Source organism: Mesorhizobium shangrilense (assembly GCF_040537815.1).
GTDB lineage: Bacteria > Pseudomonadota > Alphaproteobacteria > Rhizobiales > Rhizobiaceae > Mesorhizobium > Mesorhizobium shangrilense.
The window spans coordinates 3,354,594-3,378,838 of record NZ_JBEWSZ010000001.1; the positions used below are offsets into that span (position 1 = coordinate 3,354,594).

Here is a 24,245-nt window from a genome sequence, read left to right on the forward strand (position 1 = left end):
GGATTTCTCCCTCAAGTTACATGCGACTATCGACGTCGGCCGTTAACAAGTCCTTACCAGCGCCGCGAAAAATTTACCAATGTGTACCACTCATGAAATCTAGGTAAATTCGGACGACATATTTTGGTAACCATACCCAAGGGGCCGGAAGCCACCGCGATTGATTGATCGCAGACTTTCGGCGCGAGCAGGGCCGTTCAGCTGGCGAGTTCCGGCAAATTCTTGAACAGCTCCAGCGCCTCGGGATTGGCCAGCGCCTCCTTGTTCTTGATGGCGCGGCCGTGGACCACGTCGCGCACCGCAAGCTCGGTGATCTTGCCCGATTTGGTGCGCGGAATGTCGGTGACGGCGACGATCCTTGCTGGCACGTGGCGCGGGCTCGCCCCGCCGCGGATTTTGGCGCGAATGCGCTTTTCCAGATCGGCGTCGAGTGGCACGCCCGCGGCCAGCCGCACGAACAGCACGACGCGTACGTCATTGTCGAAATCCTGGCCGATGCACAGCGCCTCCAAGATCTCCGGCATCTGCTCGACCTGATTGTATATTTCGGCCGTGCCGATGCGCACGCCGCCCGGATTGAGCGTGGCGTCGGAGCGGCCATGGATAATCAGGCCGCCATGAACCGTCCATTCGGCGAAATCGCCGTGACACCAGACATTGTCGAAGCGCTCGAAATAGGCCGCCTTGTATTTCTTTCCGTCGGGATCGTTCCAGAAGCCGATCGGCATCGCCGGAAACGCCTTGGTGCAGACCAGTTCGCCCTTCTCCTGCCTGACTGGCTTGCCGTCATCGTCCCAGACGTCGACGGCAAGGCCAAGGCCCGGCCCCTGGATCTCGCCGGTCCACACGGGCAATGTCGGTACGCCCAGCACGAAGCAGGACACGATGTCGGTGCCGCCAGAGATCGAGGCCAGGTGCACATCGGCCTTGACGCCGTCATAGACGAAGCGGAAATCCTCCGGCGACAGCGGCGAGCCGGTGGAGGAGATCGTGCGCACGGTGGACAGATCATGCGTGCGGATCGGCTTGAGGCCCGCCTTGCGCACGGAATCGATGAATTTGGCCGAGGTGCCGAAATAGGTCATCTTCTCGGCATCGGCGAAGTCGAACAGCACATTGCCATCGGGATAGAAGGGCGAGCCGTCATAGAGCAGCAGCGTCGCGCCCGAAGCCAGTCCCGACACCAGCCAGTTCCACATCATCCAGCCGCAGGTGGTGAAGTAGAAGAAGCGGTCGCCATCGAGCAGGCCGGCATGCAGGCGCTGTTCCTTGACATGCTGGATCAGTGTGCCGCCAGCCGAATGGACAATGCATTTCGGGATGCCGGTCGTGCCCGACGAGAACAGGATGTAGAGCGGATGCGCGAATGGCAGTCGCTCGAAGGTGACGGGTTTGGCGGGAAAGGGCGACAGCGCCTCTTCCAGCGCCGATGCCCTGTCGATGGTTTCGGCGACATCGCTCGAGGTTCCCAGATAATCGACGACCAGGATCTTGCGCACGGTGCCAAGCTTGGCCGCGACGGCGGCGATCTTGCCGGCGACCTCGATCGCCTTGCCATTGTACCAGTAGCCATCCGGCGCGATGAAGACGACGGGCTCGATCTGGCCGAAGCGGTCGAGCACACCCTGTTCGCCGAAATCGGGAGAGCAGGACGACCAGACGGCGCCGATCGATGCTGCCGCCAGCATGGCTGCGACCGTCTCGGGCATGTTGGGCATCATCGCCGCGATGCGGTCGCCCTTCTTCACCTTGAGCGACACGAAGAGCTGCTGCAGGCGCGAGGTCAATGCATGCAGCTCATTCCATGAGAGCCGCCGCTCAACCTTGTCCTCGCCGCGAAACACGATCGCGTTGCCGGGGCCGGTCTTCTTCAACAGATTCTCGGCGAAGTTCAGTGTCGCATCGGGAAAGAAGGCGGCGCCGGGCATCTTGTCGCCATCGACGAGCACCCGTCCGCCGCCCTTGTTCCCGACGATACCGCAAAAGTCCCAGACCAGGTTCCAGAACCCTTCGCGATCTTCGATCGACCAGCGGTGAAGCTCCGGATAGGAGGCAAAAGATGTGCCGGCTTTTGCAGCCGCGGCCTTCATGAAGGCCGTCATCGGCGCCTCATCGACCTGATCTTGCCTTGGGGTCCACAGGGGTGCGTCGCCGGTCATGATCGTTCCTCCACGGTCATCCCCGCTTATGCATATTGCAACGCAGCAGAGCAAGATTTTGTTCAGCCGACTGGCCCCGGCTGTGCGCAAATGCCATCGCCGGGCCATAAAGACTTGAAATGCGTCAGCCGTGGGTTACACCCGTCAGGCGATTTGTCGGAATGAAAGCATACAGGGCGAGATGCCATCCTCTTTGATCCGGCGCGGACTATGGGCGATCGGCGCTGCCGTGATCGTCGCCGTGCTGGTGGTTGCGGCGCTGCCGCTCATCGCATCGACACGCATCGTGCGCGACCGCATCGCGTGGGAAATGAGCGCCTGGAGCGGCTTCAGGGTCACCATCGAAGGCTCGCCTCGCATCGAGGTGTGGCCGACATTCCGCGCCATCCTAACCGACGTGACGCTTTCGCAATGGACGGACGCCGACGCGCCGCCGGTGATCGAAGCCGAGCGTGTCGAGGTCGACCTTTCCGCCATGGCGGCGCTGCGCGGCGACGTTGTGTTCTCAACGGCAAGGCTGGTGCGGCCGACGATCAGGGTCCAGCGCGCGGAAAGCGGCTTGTTCCTGCCAGCCGTGCCTTCCGGCGGACGGATCGCGCGCTCCGTGGACACAGCTCGTGGGGTGCTCAACGCCGATCCGGGCAAGCCTGACCTGACCAAGCTGCCATCGGATCCGTTCGGCACCATCGAGTTCAGGGACGGCCGCATGGTGGCTTCCATCGGCGGCAAGGATGTCGAGGTCCTGAGCAGCCTGACAGGCCAGGCGAACTGGGCGGCGCTGAACAGCAATGCATCGCTGTCGGCCACGGGCATATGGCGGGGCGAAAGCGTCGCCGTGGATGTCGCTTCGCCGAAGCCACTGGTGCTGTTTGCCGGCGGTGCCGCGCCGCTGACGCTGTCCTTCAAGGCAGCACCCGCCACCTTTTCCTTCGATGGCACGGCCAGCATGTCTGAGAATGCCTATTTCGACGGCCAGGCGAAGTTTTCAGCTCCCTCGCTCAGGCGCTTGCTCGACTGGACGCAGGCAGGGATAGCACCGGGAGCAGCCATCGGCTCAGTCTCCGTTTCCAGCAAGATCACCGCGACGGCCGGACGTGTAAAGTTCGAAAACACGGCGATTGCCCTGGACAACAATCCCGGCATGGGAGCCCTGGACTTCTCCTTCGGGGAGGCGCGTCCGGTGATTTCCGGCACACTCGCCTTCGATACGCTGGACCTGTGGTCGTTCCTCTCCGCCTTCACCCCCCTGGCGCCAGTCGATGGAGCGGGGCCTGGCGAAGTCGACACAAGTTTCGCCGACCGCATCAATCTCGATCTCAGGCTTTCGGCGGCACATGCCACGGCGGGCGCGATCCAGCTTGCCGATGTCGCCGCCAATGCCCAGGTCAAGAACGGTCTGGCTGTGTTCGATATTTCCGACGCCTCCGCCTTCGGCGGCAACATCCAGAGCAGCCTTCGCTTCGACCGCAAGCCTGAGGGAACGCAGGTCGAGATACGGCTGCTGGCCTCCGATATCGATGGCGGCGCTTTCGGCACCGCCGCCGGGATGACGCAACTGGTGCCGATCGGCACCGGCACTGTGTCGCTCATCCTCAAGGGGCCCGGCAGGACCTGGAATTCCATATTCGAAAACGCCGATGGCTCGGTCTCTGCGACCTTCGGCCCGGGCGCGTTGAGCAAGCTCAATCTGCCGGCCTTCCTCAAGCACACCGAACAGGGCGGGTTCTTCGCGCTCGAAGACGTTTCGGACGGAACGCTGCCGATCGACGGCGCCGAGCTGAAAGCCAGCATTTCCAAGGGCGTCGCCAGGATCGACAAGGCAGAAGTCAATTCGGCCAAGTACAAGATCTGGCTTTCAGGCATTGTATCCTATGCTGGGCGCGGACTGGCTCTGTCCGGCGGCGTGATCCAACCGGACAAACCGGCGCCACCAGCCAATAATCAGCCAGCCAACAGCCAAGCGAACAATCCTCCGCCGCCCAGCCAATCTTCCTTCTTCGTTGGCGGGACGTGGACCACGCCCTTCATCTCGCCGATCAGCCGCGGCATTTCCGGCGAATAGGCCGCCTTCTTTCGACAGGGGCCTTGCGCTTTGTCTCCAACGCGTTACCCGCGCTGCGCGGCCTGCTCGTCGCGCTGACGCTGGACCTCGCGGCGCTTGTTGGCGAGCGAAGCAATGATGACGCCGACCGCGACAACGGCGATCAGGATGGTGCAGGCGGCATTGATCTCCGGTGTGACGCCCAGGCGAACCTGGCTGTAGATCTTCATCGGCAGCGTGGTGGCGCCAGGCCCGGAGGTGAAGCTGGCAATGACCAGGTCATCCAGCGACAATGTGAACGCCAGCATCCAGCCGGACACGATTGCCGGCAAGATGACCGGCAGCGTGATCTGGAAGAAGGTCTTCACCGGCGGCGCGCCCAGATCCATTGCCGCCTCCTCCAGCGAGCGATCGAAGGTGACCAGGCGCGATTGCACGACGACCGCCACGAAGCACATGGTGAAGGTGATGTGGGCGAGCGTGACGGTGAGGAAGCCGCGATCAAGGCCGACGGCAACGAACAGCAGCAGCAGCGACAGGCCGGTGATGACTTCCGGCATGACCAGCGGCGCAAAGACCATGCCGGAAAACAGCACCCTGCCCTTGAAGCGCGTGTAGCGTGTCAAGGTCAGCGCCGCCAGCGTGCCGAGCACGGTCGCCACCGTGGCCGAGATCACGCCGACGCGCGCCGTTACCCAGGTGGCGTCCATCAGGCCCTGATTGTGGAACAGCGACACATACCATTTGGTCGAGAAGCCGCCCCAGACGGTGACCAGCTTCGACTCGTTGAAGGAGAAGACGATGAGCAGCACGATCGGCAGATAGAGAAAGGCAAAGCCCAGCACGATCGAGGTGATGTTGAAGCGGCTCCAGGTGGTGTTCATTTGTCCTGCTCCTGGGCGCGGGCCTGGGCCTGCTGGAAGATCATGATCGGCACGGTCAAGAGCAAGAGCAAGATGACGGCGACGGCGGACGAAACGGGCCAGTCGCGGTTGGCGAAGAACTCGTTCCACAACGTCTTGCCGATCATCAGCGTCTGCGATCCGCCGAGCAGGTCGGGGATGACGAACTCACCGACGGCGGGGATGAAGACCAGAAGGCAACCGGCGATGACGCCAGGCAGCGACAGCGGGAAGGTGATCTTCCAGAAGGCAGATGTCGGCGGGCAGCCCAGATCCTTTGCCGCCTCGATCAGCGAGTAATCCATCTTCTCCAGCGACGAATAAAGCGGCAGCACCATGAAGGGCAGGTAGGAATAGACGATGCCGATGAAGATGGCCGTATAGGTGTTGAGGATGACCAGCGGTTCGCTGATGATATGCAGCGACAAGAGAAGCTGATTGAGCAGGCCCTCCGGCTTGAGGATGCCGATCCAGGCGTAGACGCGGATCAGAAACGACGTCCAGAACGGCAGGATGACCAACATCAGCAATGTCGGGCGGATAGAGGCTGGCGCACGCGCCATGCCATAGGCGATCGGGTAGCCGACCAGCAGCGTCAGGATGGTCGATATGCCGGCAATGACCACGCTGGAAACATAGGCGTTGAAGTACAGGGCGTCCTGCGTCAGCCACACGTAGTTGTCGAAATTGAGCCCACCAAACCGCGCGAAAAACCCGGAAATGCCGTCGCTGAAGTCGAGCGTTGGCGTATAGGGCGGCATGGCGATCGCCGTCTGCGACAGCGATATCTTGAAGACGATGATGAAGGGAACCAGGAAGAAGAAGAGCAGCCAGACATAGGGAATGATAATGACAAGCCGGCTAATGAAACCAGCGCCCAGCCGGGCCAGGATCGACTTTGAAGCGTCCGACGGAGCGACCGTATCAGCGATGGCGACATTCGACATGGCCGCCCCTACCGTGTCAGCACGACGCCGGCGTCCGGCCGGAAGGAAACCCAGGCCCGGTCGCTCCAGTTCAGCGGATCCTCGGTGACGCGGGATGCGTTCATGGTGCTGGCGCGCACAACCTGCCCGTCGTCCAGCTTGACGTGATAGACGGTCATGTCGCCGAGATAGGCAATGTCATACACCTCGCCCTCGATGGCGTTGACGGTCTCGGCAGGCTTCTTTGATGAAACCTTGATCTTCTCCGGCCTGATGGCGAAGGTAACCGATGCTCCGGGGGCGGCATTGCCGGCATTTTCCGTGCGGATCGTGATGCCGTTGCCGGCGTCGATGCTGGCCGCGCCGCTCTCGCCGCGCGCGATCTTGCCCTCGAACATATTCACATTGCCGACGAACCCGGCGACAAAGCGGGAGCTGGGCGCCTCGTAGACTTCCGCCGGTGTCGCGACCTGCATCACCTCGCCCTTTTCGAGGATGGCGATGCGGTCAGCCATGGTCATGGCCTCTTCCTGGTCGTGGGTGACGACGACGAATGTCAGCCCCAGCGTCTGCTGCATGTCCATCAGTTCGAACTGCGTCTCCTCGCGCAGCTTCTTGTCCAGGGCGCCAAGCGGCTCGTCGAGCAGCAGCACTTTCGGCCGCTTGGCGACCGAGCGTGCCAGCGCCACGCGCTGGCGCTGGCCGCCGGACAGCTGGTGAGGCTTGCGCTTGGCGAACTGCTCCAGCTTGACCAGCTTCAGCATCTCGGCGACGCGCGCCGCGATTTCGGGCTTCGGCATGCCGTCCTGCTTGAGGCCGAAGGCGATGTTGTTCTCGACCGTCATATGCGGGAACAGGGCGTAGGACTGGAACATCATGTTGACCGGCCGCCGGTATGGCGGAATGCCGCGCAAATCCTGGCCGTCGAGCAGGATGCGGCCGGCGGTCGGCTCCTCGAAACCGGCGAGCATCCGCAGCAGCGTCGATTTCCCGCAGCCGGAAGCGCCGAGCAGCGCGAAGAACTCGCGCTCGAATATGGTCAGCGACAGATTGTTGACGGCGGTGAAATCACCGAATTTCTTGGTGACCTTGTCGAATTGAATGTACGGCTTGGCATTGGGGTCGGTCCACGGCGCAAAATCCCTGCGGATGCTGCCAAGCGATTTCATGTCCCACTCCGTCTCTGCTTGCCCCAAGTCCGTTTCAACGTGGTTGAACCGACCTGTAGCTGTCTTGTTTTGTAGCTGTCTGGTTTTGGGCACGATTCCTTTCGGAAAACCGGTCCCCATTTTCGGTCCCACGCCCTGACGATGCCAGGTCCCGGCAGCTGGCTGCCGGGACCTGTTCGAGGATGTTATTGGCCGGTGACGATCTTGGTCCAGCTGCGCGTGATGACGCGCTGGGTCTTGGGATCATAGGGCGCAACGGTATAGAGCTTCTTTACCGTCTCCGCGTCGGGATAGACCGACGGATCGTCCAGCAGCGCCTTGTCGACGAACTGCTGCGAAGCCTTGTTGCCATTGGCATAAAGCACGACATTCGATGATTTCGCGATCACTTCCGGCGTCATCATGTAGTTGATGAATTCAAGCGCCTCGGCGACATGCGGCGCGTCGGCAGGGATCGCCATCTGGTCGAACCACATCTGTGCGCCTTCCTTGGGCACCGAATAGCCGATCTCCACACCCTGCTTGGCGTCGACCGCGCGGTTGCGGGCCTGGAACACGTCACCCGACCAGCCAACCGCCAGACAGATATCGCCGTTGGCGAGCGCGTTGATGTATTCGGAAGAGTGGAATTTGCGGATGTAGGGCCGGATCTTCAGCATGGCCTCTTCGGCCTTGGCGATATCGTCGGGCGAAGTGCTGTTCGGATCGAGACCGAGATATTTCAGCGCCGCCGGGATGATGTCGGCTGGCGAATCCAGCACATAGACGCCGCAGTCCTTCACCTTGGCCAGCTTCTCCGGATTGAAGAATACGTCCCAGCTGTCGATCTTGTCGGTGCCGAGCGCGGCCTGCACCTTCTTGATGTTGTAGCCGATGCCAACCGTGCCCCACATGTAGTTCACGGAATACTCGTTGCCGGGATCGTATTTGCCGGTCCGGTCCGTGATGACGTCCCACATGTTGGAAATGTTCGGCAGCTTCGACTTGTCGAGCTTCTGGAAGACCTTGGCCTGGATCTGGCGCGCAAGGAAATTGGCTGACGGTACGACGACGTCGTAGCCGCTGCCGCCGGCGAGCAGTTTGGTCTCCAGGATCTCGTTGGAATCGAAGGTGTCGTAGACGACCTTGACGCCGGTCTTCTTGGTGAAGTCGTCGATGATCGTCGGGTCGATGTAGTCCGACCAATTGTAGACATTGACCACGCGATCCTCCGCGTGACTGCCCGGCGTGAAAAGCGCCAGGAATGCCGAGGTTGCCGAAAGCCAGAGCGCTTTGCGGATCATGCTGTTCTCCTTTGGTGAGTGTTCCGTCGCCGGCTTGGCGCAGCAAGTGCGCTGCCGGCATTTTGTTTCAGACTATTGAGCTTTCCCGGGGGCGACAAGCGCGAACTGCCAGTATTGTGGCAGTCCAACGCAGGTTCGGCGAGGGCTCTATGTCGTGGGTTGGATGGCGTTCCGTTGCCGTCAGAGGCTTTCGCTACTGCGCGGACAGAAATACAACGATGTGATCCGGTCTCAAACGGGCCAGCGGGGAGACTTGGCAAGATACGCCTGTCTTGTTGTTGCCGTAATCTCAGCCTGCCCGCCCGACAGCGACATTGTCAATGGCAAAGCCGTGGGCCGCATCAATTAGGAGAAGGCAGGCCGCTGACACCAGGCCGCACGGGTCGCGTCTGACGCTTGAATTCCAATCCGATATGAACAAGCAGTGCCGTGACCACGACCGCGCCACCGATGATGGTGCGCACCGACGGCACCTCGGAATGAATGAGCCAGACCCATATCGGGCCAAGGATCGGCTCGAAGGTGCCGAGCAACGCGGCTATAGCCGCGGGGATCAGCCTGGCGCCGGTGGCGAAGAACGCAAGGCCGAGGCCGAGATTGACTACGCCGAAGGCAAACAGAAAGCCCATGTCGTGGCCGGAAACGGCAAAAGTCGACGCCTGCGACGCCGCGAAGGCGGCGGCCAGTACCGTGCCAAGACAGGTGGCCGGCGTCATGCGCACATGGGCAAAGCGCCGCGTGATGACGGTGGCGATCGAGAACATGACGGCAATGAGCAGCGCCAGCCCGTCGCCGATGGGAGACACGGCGCCGTCAAGGGATTCCGACACCATGATGGCGACGCCGGCAATGACGGCGGCAATCGCCACCCAGGTCGCCACGGACACTTTTTCGCGAAACAGCGCCCAGGCAAACAGCGCCGCCAGCAGCGGCACGCCGGCCTGCATCAGCAGGATGTTGGCAACGGTGGTGTAGGACAGCGCCACGACAAAGCAGGTCGATGCGATGGCAAAGCAGGACGCCACAGCAATGCCGGGCAGACCCATGTCGCGGAACAGCTTCAGGGTACCGCGCAAGCCATCGCGCCAGACCATGAAACAGACAAGAAAGGCGGCAGCCCAGACCGAACGCCAGAAGACCACGGTCCAGCTGTCATCGGCGTGGATGAAACGGGCGAAGGTACCGCCAAAGCTCCACATCAGCGCTGACAGGAACACCAGCAGGAAGCCGGCGCACTCTTCGCGCCGGGAAACGATCGGCAAAACGGCAATCGGCGAAGACGCTGCGTCGGTCATGGGCGCCACTGTCGAGGTTCTAGAGATGGAACGATGCGCAACGGACGACAAAAACCTGCCCTATTCGCGTAGCCCAAAGTCGTCGACCGGGCGTGATCCAGGTAAATGCGATGGTTGTGGCAAAGGCCACCGCGCTTATTGTGGGTCGCAATCTTATTGAAAGTCGAATGCGCTCAGACCGGTGACCATCTCGTCGAGGCCAAGCGGGCGCGTCACGGGCGGTTCGGCCCGCGCCAGGCAACCGATGCGTTCGCACAACCTGCAGGCCGGCCCAACTGGTGTGGCCATGACAGCTCCCGCCTTTGCCGCGCCAGCGGCACCGGGAAGTGCCGCGCCATAGACGATCTCGTCGCGAAAACCGATGTCGCAACCCAACAGCAGCGCCGTGCGGCGCGGACGCTCCGAGAACGAGCCTTGCGGCCCTTCGAGCGTACGGGCAATGCAGAGGAACTCCGCGCCATCCGGCATTTCCACCGCCTCGACGAAGATCTGGCCAGGCTGCGTGAAAGCGGCATGAACGGGGAGTTTCGGGCAACCGCCGCCGAAACGGCCTTGCGGGAATCCCTGGCTGCCGGCCTTGCGAAAGCGGTTGCCGGCATTGTCGACCTCGAGCATGAAGAACGGCACCGCGGAAGCGCCGGAGCGCTGCAACATCGTCAGCCTGTTTGCCGCCTGTTCGAAGGATACGCCGAAGCGCGAGCGCAGCACGTCGACATCGTAACGCGCACGCGTGGCCGCCGCATGGAAGGCCTGGTATGGCATCATCAGCGCGTGAGCGGCGTAGCGGCCGAGTTCGAAACGGGCCAGACGACGGGCCTCATCGGTGCTCAGCTTGAGCGCCTGGATCTCGCCGGCGACCGCAACCGTCATGCGGATCAGGCAAGCCTCCATCGCGACCTCGCGCAATTGATCGAATGGCGACAGGCGCTCGGACAGAAAAAGGCGCTGCGAATGGCGGTCGTAGCGTCGTCGCCAGTTGGGCATGGTGGCGACCGGCAGCACCTTGACCACAATGCCATATTCACGCTTCAGCCAGGCTTTCAAGGCGCCGAACAGATCGTCGCCGGGATCGAGAACCGACGTGAATGCCTGGGCCTCTTCCTCGAGAGCCGCAAAATGGTTGGGACGACGCTGAAAGACCTCATGCACCTCGTCAATCGGCAACCGGGCGCCCGAAAGTGCGGTCGCCCTGCCCTCGCGGGCCAGGAGTTCATTGAGATCGGAAAGGCGTTCCGCCTGCTCGCGATAGGCGCGGAACAGCTTTATCACGGCGGCCGACGCATTGGGCGCTGCCTCGGCAATCTCGATCAGTTCCTGATCACCAGGCAGTTCGCCGACCAGCAGCGGATCTGTGAATACCTCTTTCAGCGCCGCGATCGATCCCCTCGCCTCACCCTGCAGTTCGTGAGGATCGACCTTGTAGACGGACGCCAGCTTCAGGATCAGCTGGACCGTCAGCGGCCGCTGGTTGCGCTCGATCAGGTTGAGATAGGACGGCGAAATGCCAAGCCCCTCGGCCATCGCCGTCTGAGTCAGCCCCTTGGCGTTGCGAACGCGACGTATCCGCGGACCGGCAAAGATCTTCTGGTCAGCCATCGGATCGTCCTTGACAGGAATTTACAGACATCCGCGCATGATACCCGTGACAGCATCTTTTACAAGTATGACAAATTTACAGCCTTCACCTGTCAAACACAACACAGGTTTTCTCTTATTTTCCGCGAGATTCCTGGTTTTCTCTGGCCCATTTCGCGCTGCAATGTAAACTCAGTCACACAAAGGCAGCACATTTGACTGCAGCCTGAGGCAGATCGCAGAATCTTCGGAGTGACCAATGACTGATTTTTACAACCTTGTCCCCTCGGCACCGGAAGGCCGCTTCGACGGCATCGAACGGCCCTATTCGCCGGAGGATGTAAAGCGGCTGCGCGGTTCGGTGCAGATCCGCCAGAGCCTCGCCGAGATGGGCGCGAACCGGTTGTGGCAACTCATCCACGAGGAAGATTTCGTCAACGCTCTCGGCGCCATGTCCGGCAATCAGGCGATGCAGCAGGTCCGCGCCGGGCTGAAGGCGATCTATCTGTCGGGATGGCAGGTCGCTGCCGACGCCAACACCGCCTCGGCCATGTATCCCGACCAGTCTCTCTATCCGGCCAACGCCGCGCCCGAACTGGTCAAGCGCATCAACCGCACGCTACAGCGCGCCGACCAGATCGAGACGTCGGAAGGCAAGGGCCTGTCGGTCGACACATGGTTCGCACCGATCGTGGCCGATGCGGAAGCTGGCTTCGGCGGGCCGCTCAACGCCTTCGAGATCATGAAGGCCTTCATCGAGGCAGGTGCGGCCGGCGTCCACTACGAGGACCAGCTGGCGTCGGAGAAGAAGTGCGGCCATCTCGGAGGCAAGGTGCTGATCCCGACCGCTGCCCACATCCGCAACCTCAACGCAGCGCGGCTTGCGGCGGATGTGATGGGCACGCCGACGCTGGTGGTGGCACGCACCGATGCGGAAGCAGCAAAACTGCTGACCTCGGACATCGACGAGCGCGACCAGCCCTTCGTCGACTATGACGCGGGACGCACGGTCGAGGGCTTCTACCAGGTCAGGAACGGCATCGAGCCGTGCATCGCGCGTGCTATTGCCTATGCGCCCCACGCCGACCTGATCTGGTGCGAGACTTCCAAGCCCGATCTGGCGCAGGCCAAGAAATTCGCCGAGGGCGTGCGCAAGCACCATCCGGGCAAGCTGCTTGCCTACAATTGCTCGCCCTCGTTCAACTGGAAGAAGAACCTGGACGACGCGACGATCGCCAAGTTCCAGCGGGAACTGGGGGCGATGGGCTACAAGTTCCAGTTCATCACGCTGGCCGGGTTCCACCAGCTCAACTTCGGCATGTTCGAGCTCGCCCGTGGCTACAAGGCACGGCAGATGTCTGCCTATTCCGAGTTGCAGGAGGCAGAATTCGCGGCAGAAGCCCACGGCTACACCGCCACCAAGCACCAGCGCGAGGTCGGCACCGGCTATTTCGACGCGGTGTCGATGGCGATCACCGGCGGCCGGTCTTCGACCACCGCCATGCATGAATCGACCGAGCACGCCCAGTTCAAGCCGGCAGCGGAATAGCTGGACATAGACAGAGGAAACGCCCGAAGGGGCATGGACAGACAGGGAGAAGACCAATGGCATCGATCAGCCGCGTCAAGGAACGGGCGGAAGAACAAGCGACCACCATGAGCGTCGACCAGCAAGCAACGATCCGCATGCTGGCGAACGACCTGCACAGACTCAACCAGTCCGTGATGAAGGCGGTCGAGGCGGGCGTCTCGGTGGAACTTGTGCGCTCCGCAAGGCATCATGGCGGTGACGGCAATTGGGGCGATCTGCTGATACCGGTGATCGTCACGCAGCAGCGCCACGACTGAGCGAGAAGCCCCTTGATTGAACAATCACCTGCGCAGTGTCTGCGCAGGTGATTTTTATTTTTGCAGACACAACAGTACAGAGGCACTACAAATCTTACCGGCTCCAACAACTTTTTTGATACGCTTCATTTCAACTTGACTTGGGCCGCGATCTCACGCCATTAGTCCCTCAAATTTCAACTCTGCATTGAAATAGAGCGAACGGCCCGCCCGCCCATGTGCCCAGTGAATCGCGAGAACGAGACTGCAAGACACCTGAATCTGGTGTCCCCGAAAACGGACAAGGAGATATCCGCGGAACTGTCCCAGGTGCTGGTTGTGGGGAAATCTCCCATCAACCGCGTGGTGGTTTCAAAGATCGTGGAGCGATCCGGACTGAAGCCGATCTCCGAATCGCCTGAAACGGCGGCAAAAACCTTGCGATCCCTTATTCCAGGCGCCGTTGTCCTTGATGGTGGCCCCGACAACAGGGACTGCGATGGCCTGCTGTCAGGCATTGAGGCGCTGCGTCGAGCCTCGGGGAGATCACGCCCTCCCGTGATACTGCTTTCCACCAAGAACGGCACGCCGGAAAGCCTGGGCCTGTCGAGCGTCGTTGATGTCGTGGTCGCCAAGCCGATCACAACCGAGCGGCTGCAACCGGTGATCGATCGGCTGATCGAACTCGGGCGCAACCCGGAAGTTGGCTGATAAACGCGAAATAGGCTGAGCGGAGCAGGCTCAGCCTATTCGGCGATGCTCTCGATCAGGCCAGGCAGCTGCCCGAGATCAGCTATCTGGCGGAAACGAGATGCGCCCACAGGCGGCTCCACATGCTCCAGCACCCAGGTCAGTTCATGCGGCACATGAATACCCCAACCACCGGCCTCAATGGCGGGCACCACGTCGGACTTGAGTGAATTTCCAACCATCATGCTTTTCCCTGGACCGTCGCCATGACGGCTGAAGATGCGGGCATAGGTGGCGGCGCTCTTGTCGCTGACGATCTCCACAGCATCGAACAGATCTCCCAGACCGGACTGGGCCAGTTTTCGCTCCTGATCGAAAAGATCGCCCTTGGTGATCAGCACCAGGTGATAGGCGCCTGCAAGCTTTTCTACCGTTTCCCGCGCATGCGGCAGCGCCTCGATCGGGTGGCCGAGCATCTCCCGGCCCGCGGCAAGAATGTCAGCGATGACCGCAGCCGGAACGCGACCTCCGGTGACCTCGATCGCCGTCTCGATCATCGACAGCGTAAATCCCTTGATGCCGAAGCCATAGACGGCAAGGTTGCGCTTCTCGGCATCCAGCAATCGCGCCGAGATATCCGTTTCTTCGCCGTGGTCCGCGAGCATCCCGACAAATCGCTTTTCGGTCATGCGGAAGAACTGTTCGTTCTGCCAGAGCGTATCATCGGCATCGAAGCCGATCGTGGTGAGGTTGCGATTGTGCTGCATTCGGTCACTGAGCTTAAGGTTTGGGCGATTGATATTTGGGAAGTCAAACTAAGCTGCCTGGAGCAATTTTCAATCATGTCGGTAAAGGCGACCGGGCTCCCCTTCCCTTCGGTCGCAGGGCACGGCTATACTCGGGCATCCGAAACCAAACCTGGTGATTGATGCCGCCTGCAAAAAAGGAAGTCCGTCCGTCGAGCCGCGGAGGACGTGCCCGCACGCCTGCCTTCGTGAAAAACCAACGTGGCGTGAAGAACTGGAAAGAGGTCAGCGAGTGGCTGGAATGGCGCGGGATCGAGGACATCGAGTGTATTACGCCTGACCAGGCTGGTGTCGCGCGCGGCAAGATGATGCCGTCGAAGAAATTCACCTCCAATACCTCGCTGGCGTTGCCTTCGGCGGTGTTCATGACGACGATCTCCGGTGGCTACCCGGAAGACGGCAACGGCTTCCACTATCCGGAGGACGACGGCGATCTCAAGCTGATGCCGGATCTTTCGACGCTGACCGTGGTGCCATGGGAAGAGGATCCGACGGCGGCGGTCATCTGCGATCTCGTCCATCAGGACGGACGTTCGGTCGAGTTCACGCCGCGCAACGTGTTGAAGCGCGTGGTGGCCGCCTATGACAAGCTCGGCCTGAAACCCGTCGTGGCGCCCGAGATCGAATTCTACCTCGTCCGCAAGAATCCCGACCCTGACTATCCGCTGACCCCGCCGGTCGGACGTTCGGGACGGGCGATCGGCGGCGGCGCCGGCTATTCGATCGCCGGCGTCAACGAGTTCGACGAGCTTATCGACGATATCTACCATTTCTCCGAGAGCCAGGGCCTGGAGATCGATACGCTGATCCACGAGGAAGGCGCCGGCCAGCTCGAGATCAACTTGCGCCATGGCGACCCGATCGAACTTGCCGACCAGGTGTTCATGTTCAAGCGCACGATCCGTGAGGCCGCGCTGAAGCATGAGATCTATGCGACCTTCATGGCCAAGCCGATCCAGGGACAACCCGGCTCCGCCATGCACATCCACCAGTCGATCATCGACAAGAAGACCGGCAAGAACATTTTCTCGGGCGAGGACGGCTCGGAAACCGACGACTTCTTCCATTTCATCGGCGGCATGCAGAAGCATGTGCCCAACGCGCTGGTGATGTTCGCGCCCTACGTCAATTCCTACCGCCGGCTGACCCAGGCGGCTTCCGCCCCGGTCAACAACAAGTGGGGCTATGACAACCGCACCACGGCGTTCCGCGTTCCGCGTTCCGACCCGGCGGCGCGGCGTGTCGAAAACCGCGTTCCGTCTTCCGATGCCAATCCCTATCTGGCGCTGGCTGGCTCGCTCGCCTGCGGGCTCATCGGCATCACCAACAAGATCAAGGCCGAGCCGCCCGTCCTGACCACCGCCAATGCCGCCGAGATCGACCTGCCGCGCGGGCTGCTCGAAGCGGTCGACCTGTTCGAAGGCGATCAAGAACTCTGCGCGCTGCTCGGCAAATCCTTTGCCGCCACCTATGCGGCGATCAAGCGGGCGGAGTTCGAGACGTTCATGGAAGTGATCAGCCCGTGGGAGCGGGAATATCTGCTGCTGAACGTTTAGGGGAATAAGGGAATAGGGCAGTAAGGCAGTAGGGGGATGGCGACCAAGATCGACTCATACAGAGAGCTGATCGTCTGGCAGCAAGCGATGGATCTGGCGGTTTCGATCTATGAGGCGACAAAGTCGTGGCCGAAGGATGAACTCTATGGGTTGACCGGGCAGGTTCGCCGGGCAGCAACTTCCGTACCGGCCAACATTGCCGAAGGTTACAGCCGAGAGAGCCGAGCTACCTACCAGCAATTTCTCAGGATTGCCCAAGGATCCCTAAAGGAGTTGGAGACACACCTCCTTGTCGCTCAGCGGGTTGGGATCGCTTCTGCCGAAACGGTCGAGGCGTTGATGACAAGCAGCGAGAGTGTGGGGAAGCTGTTGCGGCTTCTTATCCGCAAGCTCTCGACGCTCTAACCCTACTGCCCTACTGCCCTACTGCCCTACTGCCCTACTGCCCTACTGCCCAGCCCAGGACTTCACATGCCCTACCAATCCCCGATCTCCCCCGGCCGCTCCTGGTATGAGGACACGGCCGGGCCTCGACCGGAATACCCCGCACTCGACGGCGACCGGACGTGCGACGTCGTCATCATCGGTGGCGGCTTCACCGGGTTGTCGGCGGCTGCCCATCTCGCCAAGGCCGGCACCGATGTCGTGCTGATCGAAGCGTACCGCTTCGGCGATGGCGCATCCGGGCGCAATGGTGGCCAGCTTGGCACCGGCCAGCGCGCCTGGGCCGAGGAAATGGAGGCGGAGTACGGCTTCTCCCGCGCCAAGGCATTGTTCGACCTCGCGGAAGAGGCGAAAACCCACCTCCTGGAATTCGCCGCCGCCAACCAGATCGATATCGACTACATGCCGGGCCAGCTGTCGGTGGCGCACAAGCCGCGCTATGTCGACGACTACAAGGCGCATGCCGAGATCATGGCCGACCGCTTCGGTTACCAGCATATCTCCTTCATGGACGCCGCGGAGACGGCGGAACGACTGGGCTCGACACGATATTTTGGCGGCACGCGCGACGCCGGCACCGGCCACATCCACCCGTTGAAACTGCTCATCGGCACCGCGCGGGTGGCAGCGCAAGCAGGCGCTGGGCTGTTCGAGCAGACACCATCGACCGGCATCGCCTCGAGCGGCGGCAAGGTGAAGGTCACAACGCCCAAGGGCACGATCACCGCCGACAAATGCCTAGTCGCGGTCAATGCCTATGGCGGCACGCTCGAACCGGTGAGTGCGGCGCACATCATGCCGATCGGTTCCTTCATCGGCGCGACCGTGCCGCTGGGCGCTGATTCCAAGGTGCTGCCTGGCGGCGAATCAGTCGATGATTCCCGCTTCGTGGTACGCTACTTCCGCAAATCGACGGATGGGCGGCTGCTGTTTGGCGGGCGTGAGGTCTACGCGGTCAATGACCCCAAGGATATCCACATCCATATCCGCCGCCAGATCGCCGAGCTTTATCCCGCGTTGAAGGATGTGGAGATCACGCATGGCTGGGGCGGTTATGTCGGCATCACCATGCCGAGGAAGCCGTTCGTGCGCGAAGTGATGCCCAATGTCATCTCGGCCGGCGGCTATTCGGGACATGGCGTGATGCTGTCGAATTTCTTCGGCAAGCTCTACGCCGAGACGGTTGCCGGGAACCGGGATAGACTGAAGATGATCGAGGATTTGAATATACCGCCCTTCCCCGGCGGTCGTCGCTTCCGTGCACCGCTGCTTTTCCTGGCTCTGAACTGGTTTGCCTTGAGGGACAGGATTTAGCGATACATTGCAAAATTCTTAACAAGGGCGCACTGATGCCACAATCGGCGGCAAATGATGCCAGCCGTGGGTGATCAACGGGGAATTCTGCGGGCCTGCCCGCTTTTGATTTTGGGACCGACGCCGATCGGATACCGGAGTTCCGGCATTTGATCGAAAGAACGTCGGCCCTCATATGGAGGTGGCAAGAGTGAAAGAGCCCTTTGGTTTCGGCGCGCCGGAACAGCGGCGCTTTGCCATGCAATTCGGCTATGATACGCGGCCCTCGTTCTGGCAGGGACTTCAGTCGAACTCGCATCTCGTGATCGCAGCGGCCGGCACCGCGGCGCTTCTCGGCGTCGCGGCCGTGGCGCTATGGCTGGCGTTGCCGGCCAATGAGCGGCAGGCGATTGCCAATCCCGAGCAGACCGTGCCTACCGTTCCGGTAAAGACGACCAAGGTTGCGACGATCCCTGTCGCGACCACGGTCGCGGCCATGGCATCGCCGGCACAGCCGCAAGCGGATCGCAAAGCAGACAAGGTGTCGCCAGCTGTTGCCGCAAAAGCGGTGGTGGTCACGGCGCTCGCCTCCGATGATCCCCGCTGGACGGGATCAGGCGCAAAGCCGGCAGCCAGTACCGCCGCACCGCCGCCCGCCCAGACTGCAAAACCGGCAGAGGCCGCCGACAAACCAGCTTCCGTCGCGGCATTCGCCGAACCGGCGGCCGGAACGGATGCCGCCACGGAACTTGCCAAGGTCGCGGCGCCCGACAATGCCGATGCCAGCGACTCGGCCGATGGCGCGCAGACCGCCGCCATTCCCGAAGTGCAACCCGGAGTGCCACCACAACAGCCTGCGGCCGCCGGGGATACTGGTAGCCAGATCAAGGAAAAGCCTCAAAAAGCCACGGCGAAGAGCAGCGGACGCATTCTGAGGCCAGTCACCATGCGAAGCGGCCCGAAGACGAGTGCTGCCGCCATCGTGACCGTTCCGGCCAAGACATCGGTGCAGTTGGTGAGTTGCAAGCAGTGGTGCGAAATCGTCTACAACGGCAAGCACGGCTGGGTGTACAAGAGCTATATCAAACCCGGCGCCTGACGCGACGCCGGGCAATGGGGCCAAAGCGCCTGGGCCGCTCAGATGCACCGGCCGCCATCGACCTCCAGCGCGACGCCGGTGATGAACGCCGCTTCGTCCGATGCAAGCCAGAGTGCCGCATTGGCGATGTCCAGCGGTGTCGACAGCCGGCCGAGCGGGATCGATGCGCGGAATCTGTCGCGGATTTCCGGCGTATCGGCGCCCATGAATTTCTCCAGCATGCCGGTTTCGCCAGCGACCGGGCAAAGGCAATTGACGCGGATGTTCTTCGGCGCCAGTTCGACCGCCATCGATTTGGTCGCGGTGATCGCCCAGCCTTTCGATGCATTGTACCAGGTGAGGCCGGGCCGTGGCCTGAGACCCGCGGTGGAAGCCGTGGTCAGGATGACGCCGCCACCTTGCCTTTCCATGATCGGCACGACGGCCAGCGCCGCATGGTAGATTGCCTTCATGTTGACCGCGGTGATCAGGTCGAAGGTCTCCTCGTCGACCTTGAGCATGTCGCCATTGCGATGCGTGTAACCCGCATTGTTGACCATGATGTCGATGCGGCCGAAGGCGCTTTTCGCGGCATAGATCATCTCGTCGAATTCTGACCGCAACGAGACATCGGTCTGCGTCCAGATCGCCGCTTCGCCGATCTCGCTGGCAACGCGCTCCGCACCCTTGGCATTGAGATCGGCGACGACCACGCGTGCGCCCTCTTCGGCAAAGCGCTTGGCCATGCCTTCGCCGAAGCCGGAGGCGGCGCCAGTGATGATGGCGACTTTGTTTTCGAGACGCATGATTTGCCCGCCCATTGAGATCCATCCGTAACTTGCAAAGGAAGCCGCCGACCGCCGTGGCTCAAGCGGTGGCAGACAGCGCGCCGATTTCTCCCTTAGCTTTCGTCACATTCGCGTTCTATGCTGCGGTTGCGAAAGCTTCCGGGAGCCCATCGCTTGCCGACAAGCCTCCAGGTAGCGTCGGTGTCAAGGGTACATGTGGACCCAATCAATACCCGGCGATTGGTCCTGGATGTGACACCATGGCACTGGAAAATTTAAATCGATTAGATTATATCAGCCGCGTCACAGCGACCGGCGTCAAAGCGGACAGACCATGACCAGCCAGATCATCCCCGTCGACCCTTTCGACTTCATCATTTTCGGCGGCACCGGCGATCTGTCGGAACGCAAGCTTCTGCCTTCGCTCTACTATCGCCAGCGCGACCACCAGTTTTCGGAACCGACGCGTATCATCGGCACATCGCGCTCGAAGATGACCGACGAGGAATTCCAGGCCTTCGCCAAGCAGGCGATTTCCGACCACGTGAAGGCCGCCGACATCGACGCCAAGGAGTTGAAGACCTTCCTTGCCCGGCTTTCCTACATCTCGGCGGACGCGACGACCGGCGCGGGCTTCGACGAACTGAAAAAGGCGATCGGCGACAGCGACAGCATCCGCGCGTTTTATCTGGCGGTGTCGCCATCGTTGTTCGGCGACATTTCGCACAAGCTCAAGGAAAACAAGCTGATCACGCCGAATTCGCGCATCGTGCTGGAAAAGCCGATCGGCCGCGACCTCGCTTCGGCGCGCGCGCTGAACGATCTGGTCGGCGACGATTTCCACGAAAGCCAGATATTCCGCATCGACCACTATCTCGGCAAGGAAACGGTCCAGAACCTGATGGCGCTGCGCTTCGCCAACGCACTTTACGAACCGCTCTGGAACTCCGCCCATATCGACCATGTGCAGATCACCGTGGCCGAGACTGTCGGCCTGGAGGATCGCGTCACCTACTACGACAAGGCCGGTGCGCTGCGCGACATGGTGCAGAACCACATGCTGCAGCTCCTCTGCCTCGTCGCCATGGAGGCGCCGTCGTCGATGGACGCCGACGCCGTGCGCGACGAGAAGCTGAAGGTGTTGAGGGCTCTCAAGCGCATCAACGGCAATGAGGCGCCGAAGCATACCGTGCGCGGACAATACCGCGCCGGCGCCTCGGCCGGCGGGCCGGTAAAAGGCTATGTCGAGGAACTCGGCCACGACAGCGACACCGAGACCTTCGTCGCCATCAAGGCCGAGATCGGCACCTGGCGCTGGGCCGGCGTTCCCTTCTACCTCAGGACCGGCAAGCGGCTGGCGACCCGGGTTTCGGAAATCGCAATCGAGTTCAAGCCGATCCCGCACTCGATCTTCGGCGACACCGCCGGGCCGATCTTCGCCAACCAGCTGGTTATCCGCCTGCAGCCCGACGAGGGCGTCAAGCAGTTCATCATGATCAAGGATCCGGGACCGGGCGGCATGCGGTTGCGCCAGATCCCCCTCGACATGAGCTTCGCGCAATCCTTCGATGGCCGCGCGCCCGACGCTTACGAGCGGCTGATCATGGATGTCATCCGTGGCAACCAGACGCTGTTCATGCGCCGCGACGAGGTCGAGGCCGCCTGGAAATGGATCGACCCTATCCAGAATGCCTGGGAAAGTGCCCGGCAGGAGGCGCAGGGCTATACGGCAGGCACATGGGGGCCATCGGCCTCGATAGCGCTGATCGAACGTGATGGGCGGACATGGCACGAGAGCAATTGAACAGCGCCGCCTACGACTGGCACGCCTTTTCCGGGCGCGAAGAACTTGCCGCAGCGCTGGCCGACCAGATCGCCGACAAGCTGACAAAGGCAATCGCCAAGCGCGGCACGGCGCTGCTTGCCGTCTCCGGCGGCACCACGCCGGCAAGGCTCTTTGCGGTGCTTTCGACCACGCCGATCGCCTGGGACAAGGTGATTGTCACGCTGGTCGACGAGCGTTTCGTGCCGGCCTCATCGCCGCGCTCCAACGCCGGGCTGGTTGCCGCCAATCTGCTGCAGAACGCCGCCAAGGCGGCACGTTTCGTGCCGCTCTATCATGAGGCCACAAGCATCGAGGACGCGGCGGCTTCCGACAATGCGGCGCTGCAAGCATTGCCCTGGCCGCTCGACGTCGTCATCCTCGGCATGGGCGGCGACGGCCATACCGCCTCGTTCTTTCCGGATGCCGATGACCTGCCGGTCTTGCTGGATCCGTCCTCGGACAGGATCGTCCTGCCGGTTCATGCGGCAAGCGCCGGGGAGCCGCGGCTGACGCTGTCGCTGGCGCGGATCATCGATGCCGGTTTCATCGCGCTGCATATAGAGGGCGAGGACAAGCGCACCGCCTTCGACGGTGCGGTTGCACCCGGACCGCGAAAGCCGATCCGTACCGTGCTCGACGCCGCACCGAGGCCCGTAGAGGTTTTCTGGGCGCCCTGATTCGAGATTTAATGTGGTCCCGGCAAACGGCGGGAGGATGTTTCCGGGACCTCGCCTGAAAGGACCGACCACCATGACCGCCAGACGCGACATCGAAGCCATCACCGAGCGCATCCGCCAGCGCTCGAAGCCGGGCCGCGAGGCTTATCTCGGCCGCATCGCCGAAGCATCCAACCGCTCGGCGAACCGAGGTGTGCTGGCCTGCGGTAACTTGGCCCATGGCTTCGCGGTCTGCAGCCCATCCGAGAAAGTGGCGCTGGGCGGCGACCAGGTGCCGAACCTCGGCATCATCACCTCCTACAACGACATGCTGTCGGCGCATCAGCCTTTCGAGACGTATCCGGCGCTGATCAAGGACGCGGCGCGGGAGGCCGGCGGCATCGCGCAGGTGGCCGGCGGCGTGCCCGCCATGTGCGACGGCGTCACGCAAGGCCAGCCGGGCATGGAGCTTTCGCTGTTTTCGCGCGACGTGATCGCCATGGCCGCTGCGATCGGCCTGTCGCACAACATGTTCGACGCGGCCGTCTATCTCGGCGTCTGCGACAAGATCGTGCCGGGGCTGGTCATCGCGGCGCTGACCTTCGGCCACCTTCCGGCGGTGTTCATCCCGGCTGGACCGATGACCACCGGCCTGCCCAACGACGAGAAGGCCAGGATTCGTCAACTCTATGCCGAAGGCAAGGTCGGACGGGCCGAGTTGCTGGAGGCCGAGTCCAAATCCTATCACGGGCCGGGCACCTGCACCTTCTATGGCACCGCGAACTCCAACCAGATGCTGATGGAGATCATGGGGCTGCACACCCCGGGCGCCTCCTTCGTCAATCCCGGCACGCCACTGCGCGATGCGCTGACCAGGGAAGCGACCAAGCGGGCGCTGGCGATCACCGCGCTCGGCAATGCTTACACACCGGCAGGCCGGATGATCGACGAACGCTCGATCGTCAACGGTGTCGTTGGCCTGCACGCCACCGGCGGCTCGACCAACCACACCATCCATCTGATCGCCATGGCGGCGGCGGCCGGCATTGCCATCACCTGGCAGGATATTTCCGACCTCTCTGAAGCGGTGCCGCTGCTGGCGCGCGTCTATCCGAACGGCCTTGCCGACGTGAACCATTTCCATGCCGCCGGCGGGCTGGGCTTCCTGATCCGCGAACTGCTCGACGAAGGTGTCCTGCACGAAGATGTGCAGACGGTGTGGGGCGAAGGCCTGCGGCCTTATGCGGTCGAAGCCAGACTGGGCGACGATGGCAGCGTGGTGCGCGAGGCCTCGCCGCGCGCGAGCGGCGACGAAAAGGTGCTGGCGCCCTTCAGCAAAGCGTTCCAGGCAACCGGCGGCCTGAAGGTGCTCTCGGGCAATCTCGGCCACGCCGTCATCAAGACGTCCGCCGTGAAGCCCGAGCGGCGCATCATCGAGGCGCCGGCAAAGGTGTTCGACAGCCAGCAGGGACTGAACGATGCGTTCAAGGCAGGCTTGCTCACCGGCGACTTCATTGCCGTCATCCGCTTCCAGGGGCCAAAGGCCAACGGCATGCCGGAACTGCACAAGCTGACCACCGTGCTCGGTATTCTGCAGGATCGCGGCCAGCATGTGGCGCTGGTGACCGATGGGCGCATGTCGGGCGCCTCGGGCAAGGTGCCGGCGGCCATTCATGTCACGCCGGAGGCAGTCGAGAACGGTCCGATCGCCAGGATCCATGACGGTGATATCGTCAGGCTCGATGCCGACGTCGGAACACTGGAAGTTCTGGTGCCGGCCGGGGATTTCGCCTTGCGCCGGCCAGCCGAGGTCGACCTCATCGGCAACGAGTTCGGTTTTGGGCGCGAATTGTTCGCGGGCTTCCGGCAATTGGTGGGCCGCGCCGATCATGGCGCCAGCGCCTTCGGCACGGCCTGACGGCATTTGTCTCC

At 62.1% G+C, this 24,245-nt stretch carries 20 protein-coding genes; 11 read left to right on the plus strand and 9 right to left on the minus strand.

Going from position 1 to position 24,245, the window contains the following annotated elements:
• Positions 1 to 197: 197 nt before the first annotated feature.
• On the minus strand, positions 198 to 2,159 hold the full coding sequence (locus tag ABVQ20_RS16450) for an acetoacetate--CoA ligase (RefSeq protein ID WP_354460571.1): 1,962 nt from the start codon (positions 2,157 to 2,159) through the stop codon (positions 198 to 200).
• Between the two features lie 181 nt (positions 2,160 to 2,340).
• Between ABVQ20_RS16450 and ABVQ20_RS16455 the strand changes: the two genes are divergently transcribed.
• Positions 2,341 to 4,221 (plus strand): AsmA family protein, encoded by a 1,881-nt coding sequence (locus tag ABVQ20_RS16455; RefSeq protein WP_354460572.1) that lies wholly within the window; start codon positions 2,341 to 2,343, stop codon positions 4,219 to 4,221.
• Positions 4,222 to 4,265: 44 nt separating this feature from the next.
• On the opposite strand, the gene ABVQ20_RS16460 is transcribed toward ABVQ20_RS16455, so the two are convergent.
• From ABVQ20_RS16460 to ABVQ20_RS16485, 6 genes are all read right to left on the minus strand, one after another.
• Positions 4,266 to 5,084, minus strand: coding sequence for an ABC transporter permease (locus tag ABVQ20_RS16460; protein ID WP_354460573.1), 819 nt, complete (start codon positions 5,082 to 5,084; stop codon positions 4,266 to 4,268).
• Positions 5,081 to 6,049 (minus strand): ABC transporter permease subunit, encoded by a 969-nt coding sequence (locus ABVQ20_RS16465; protein WP_354460574.1) that lies wholly within the window; start codon positions 6,047 to 6,049, stop codon positions 5,081 to 5,083. The genes ABVQ20_RS16460 and ABVQ20_RS16465 overlap by 4 nt, the downstream gene beginning before the upstream one ends.
• A gap of 8 nt (positions 6,050 to 6,057) precedes the next feature.
• The gene (locus ABVQ20_RS16470) at positions 6,058 to 7,197 is read right to left on the minus strand and encodes an ABC transporter ATP-binding protein (protein WP_354460575.1); all 1,140 of its coding nucleotides are present in this window, start codon (positions 7,195 to 7,197) and stop codon (positions 6,058 to 6,060) included.
• 185 nt (positions 7,198 to 7,382) lie between these two features.
• Positions 7,383 to 8,480 carry a polyamine ABC transporter substrate-binding protein gene (locus ABVQ20_RS16475; protein WP_354460576.1) on the minus strand — a complete coding sequence of 366 codons (1,098 nt, stop codon included), beginning with the start codon at positions 8,478 to 8,480 and terminating at the stop codon, positions 7,383 to 7,385.
• A 341-nt stretch (positions 8,481 to 8,821) separates the two neighbouring features.
• A complete protein-coding gene (locus tag ABVQ20_RS16480; RefSeq protein WP_354460577.1) occupies positions 8,822 to 9,775 on the minus strand; it encodes a DMT family transporter in 954 nt (317 codons plus the stop codon).
• Between the two features lie 153 nt (positions 9,776 to 9,928).
• Positions 9,929 to 11,371, minus strand: coding sequence for a helix-turn-helix domain-containing protein (locus tag ABVQ20_RS16485; protein WP_354460578.1), 1,443 nt, complete (start codon positions 11,369 to 11,371; stop codon positions 9,929 to 9,931).
• Positions 11,372 to 11,609: 238 nt separating this feature from the next.
• Between ABVQ20_RS16485 and aceA the strand changes: the two genes are divergently transcribed.
• From aceA to ABVQ20_RS16500, 3 genes are all read left to right on the plus strand, one after another.
• Entirely contained in the window at positions 11,610 to 12,899 is a 1,290-nt protein-coding gene (gene aceA / locus ABVQ20_RS16490; RefSeq protein WP_354460579.1) for an isocitrate lyase, read from the plus strand.
• Between the two features lie 56 nt (positions 12,900 to 12,955).
• Positions 12,956 to 13,198, plus strand: a complete 243-nt coding sequence (locus tag ABVQ20_RS16495; protein WP_227348935.1) for an SMc00767 family acetate metabolism repressor — start codon at positions 12,956 to 12,958, stop codon at positions 13,196 to 13,198.
• A gap of 216 nt (positions 13,199 to 13,414) precedes the next feature.
• Positions 13,415 to 13,888: a response regulator gene (locus ABVQ20_RS16500; RefSeq protein WP_354460580.1), complete on the plus strand. Its 474-nt coding sequence runs from the start codon at positions 13,415 to 13,417 to the stop codon at positions 13,886 to 13,888.
• Positions 13,889 to 13,923: 35 nt separating this feature from the next.
• Here the strand turns inward: ABVQ20_RS16500 and ABVQ20_RS16505 are convergent, their stop codons facing one another.
• A complete protein-coding gene (locus ABVQ20_RS16505; RefSeq protein ID WP_354460581.1) occupies positions 13,924 to 14,634 on the minus strand; it encodes an HAD family hydrolase in 711 nt (236 codons plus the stop codon).
• 161 nt (positions 14,635 to 14,795) lie between these two features.
• Here ABVQ20_RS16505 and ABVQ20_RS16510 point away from each other — a divergent pair, with 161 nt between their 5' ends.
• From ABVQ20_RS16510 to ABVQ20_RS16525, 4 genes are all read left to right on the plus strand, one after another.
• Positions 14,796 to 16,229 (plus strand): glutamine synthetase family protein, encoded by a 1,434-nt coding sequence (locus ABVQ20_RS16510; RefSeq protein ID WP_354460582.1) that lies wholly within the window; start codon positions 14,796 to 14,798, stop codon positions 16,227 to 16,229.
• A gap of 36 nt (positions 16,230 to 16,265) precedes the next feature.
• Entirely contained in the window at positions 16,266 to 16,634 is a 369-nt protein-coding gene (locus tag ABVQ20_RS16515) for a four helix bundle protein (RefSeq protein WP_354460583.1), read from the plus strand.
• Between the two features lie 66 nt (positions 16,635 to 16,700).
• Positions 16,701 to 17,987 carry an NAD(P)/FAD-dependent oxidoreductase gene (locus ABVQ20_RS16520; protein WP_354460584.1) on the plus strand — a complete coding sequence of 429 codons (1,287 nt, stop codon included), beginning with the start codon at positions 16,701 to 16,703 and terminating at the stop codon, positions 17,985 to 17,987.
• Between the two features lie 190 nt (positions 17,988 to 18,177).
• On the plus strand, positions 18,178 to 19,065 hold the full coding sequence (locus tag ABVQ20_RS16525; RefSeq protein ID WP_354460585.1) for an SH3 domain-containing protein: 888 nt from the start codon (positions 18,178 to 18,180) through the stop codon (positions 19,063 to 19,065).
• Positions 19,066 to 19,103: 38 nt separating this feature from the next.
• Here ABVQ20_RS16525 and ABVQ20_RS16530 read toward each other — a convergent pair whose 3' ends face one another.
• On the minus strand, positions 19,104 to 19,850 hold the full coding sequence (locus ABVQ20_RS16530) for an SDR family oxidoreductase (protein ID WP_354460586.1): 747 nt from the start codon (positions 19,848 to 19,850) through the stop codon (positions 19,104 to 19,106).
• A 316-nt stretch (positions 19,851 to 20,166) separates the two neighbouring features.
• Here ABVQ20_RS16530 and zwf point away from each other — a divergent pair, with 316 nt between their 5' ends.
• The 3 genes from zwf to edd all read left to right on the plus strand — a co-directional run bounded on the left by zwf (position 20,167) and on the right by edd (position 24,231).
• On the plus strand, positions 20,167 to 21,636 hold the full coding sequence (zwf, locus tag ABVQ20_RS16535; protein ID WP_354460587.1) for a glucose-6-phosphate dehydrogenase: 1,470 nt from the start codon (positions 20,167 to 20,169) through the stop codon (positions 21,634 to 21,636).
• Complete coding sequence (gene pgl, locus ABVQ20_RS16540) at positions 21,618 to 22,334, plus strand: 6-phosphogluconolactonase (RefSeq protein WP_354460588.1); 717 nt, start codon at positions 21,618 to 21,620, stop codon at positions 22,332 to 22,334. Before zwf ends, pgl begins: the two co-directional genes overlap by 19 nt.
• Before the next feature lie 73 nt (positions 22,335 to 22,407).
• Entirely contained in the window at positions 22,408 to 24,231 is a 1,824-nt protein-coding gene (gene edd, locus ABVQ20_RS16545) for a phosphogluconate dehydratase (protein WP_354460589.1), read from the plus strand.
• Positions 24,232 to 24,245 lie beyond the last annotated feature (14 nt).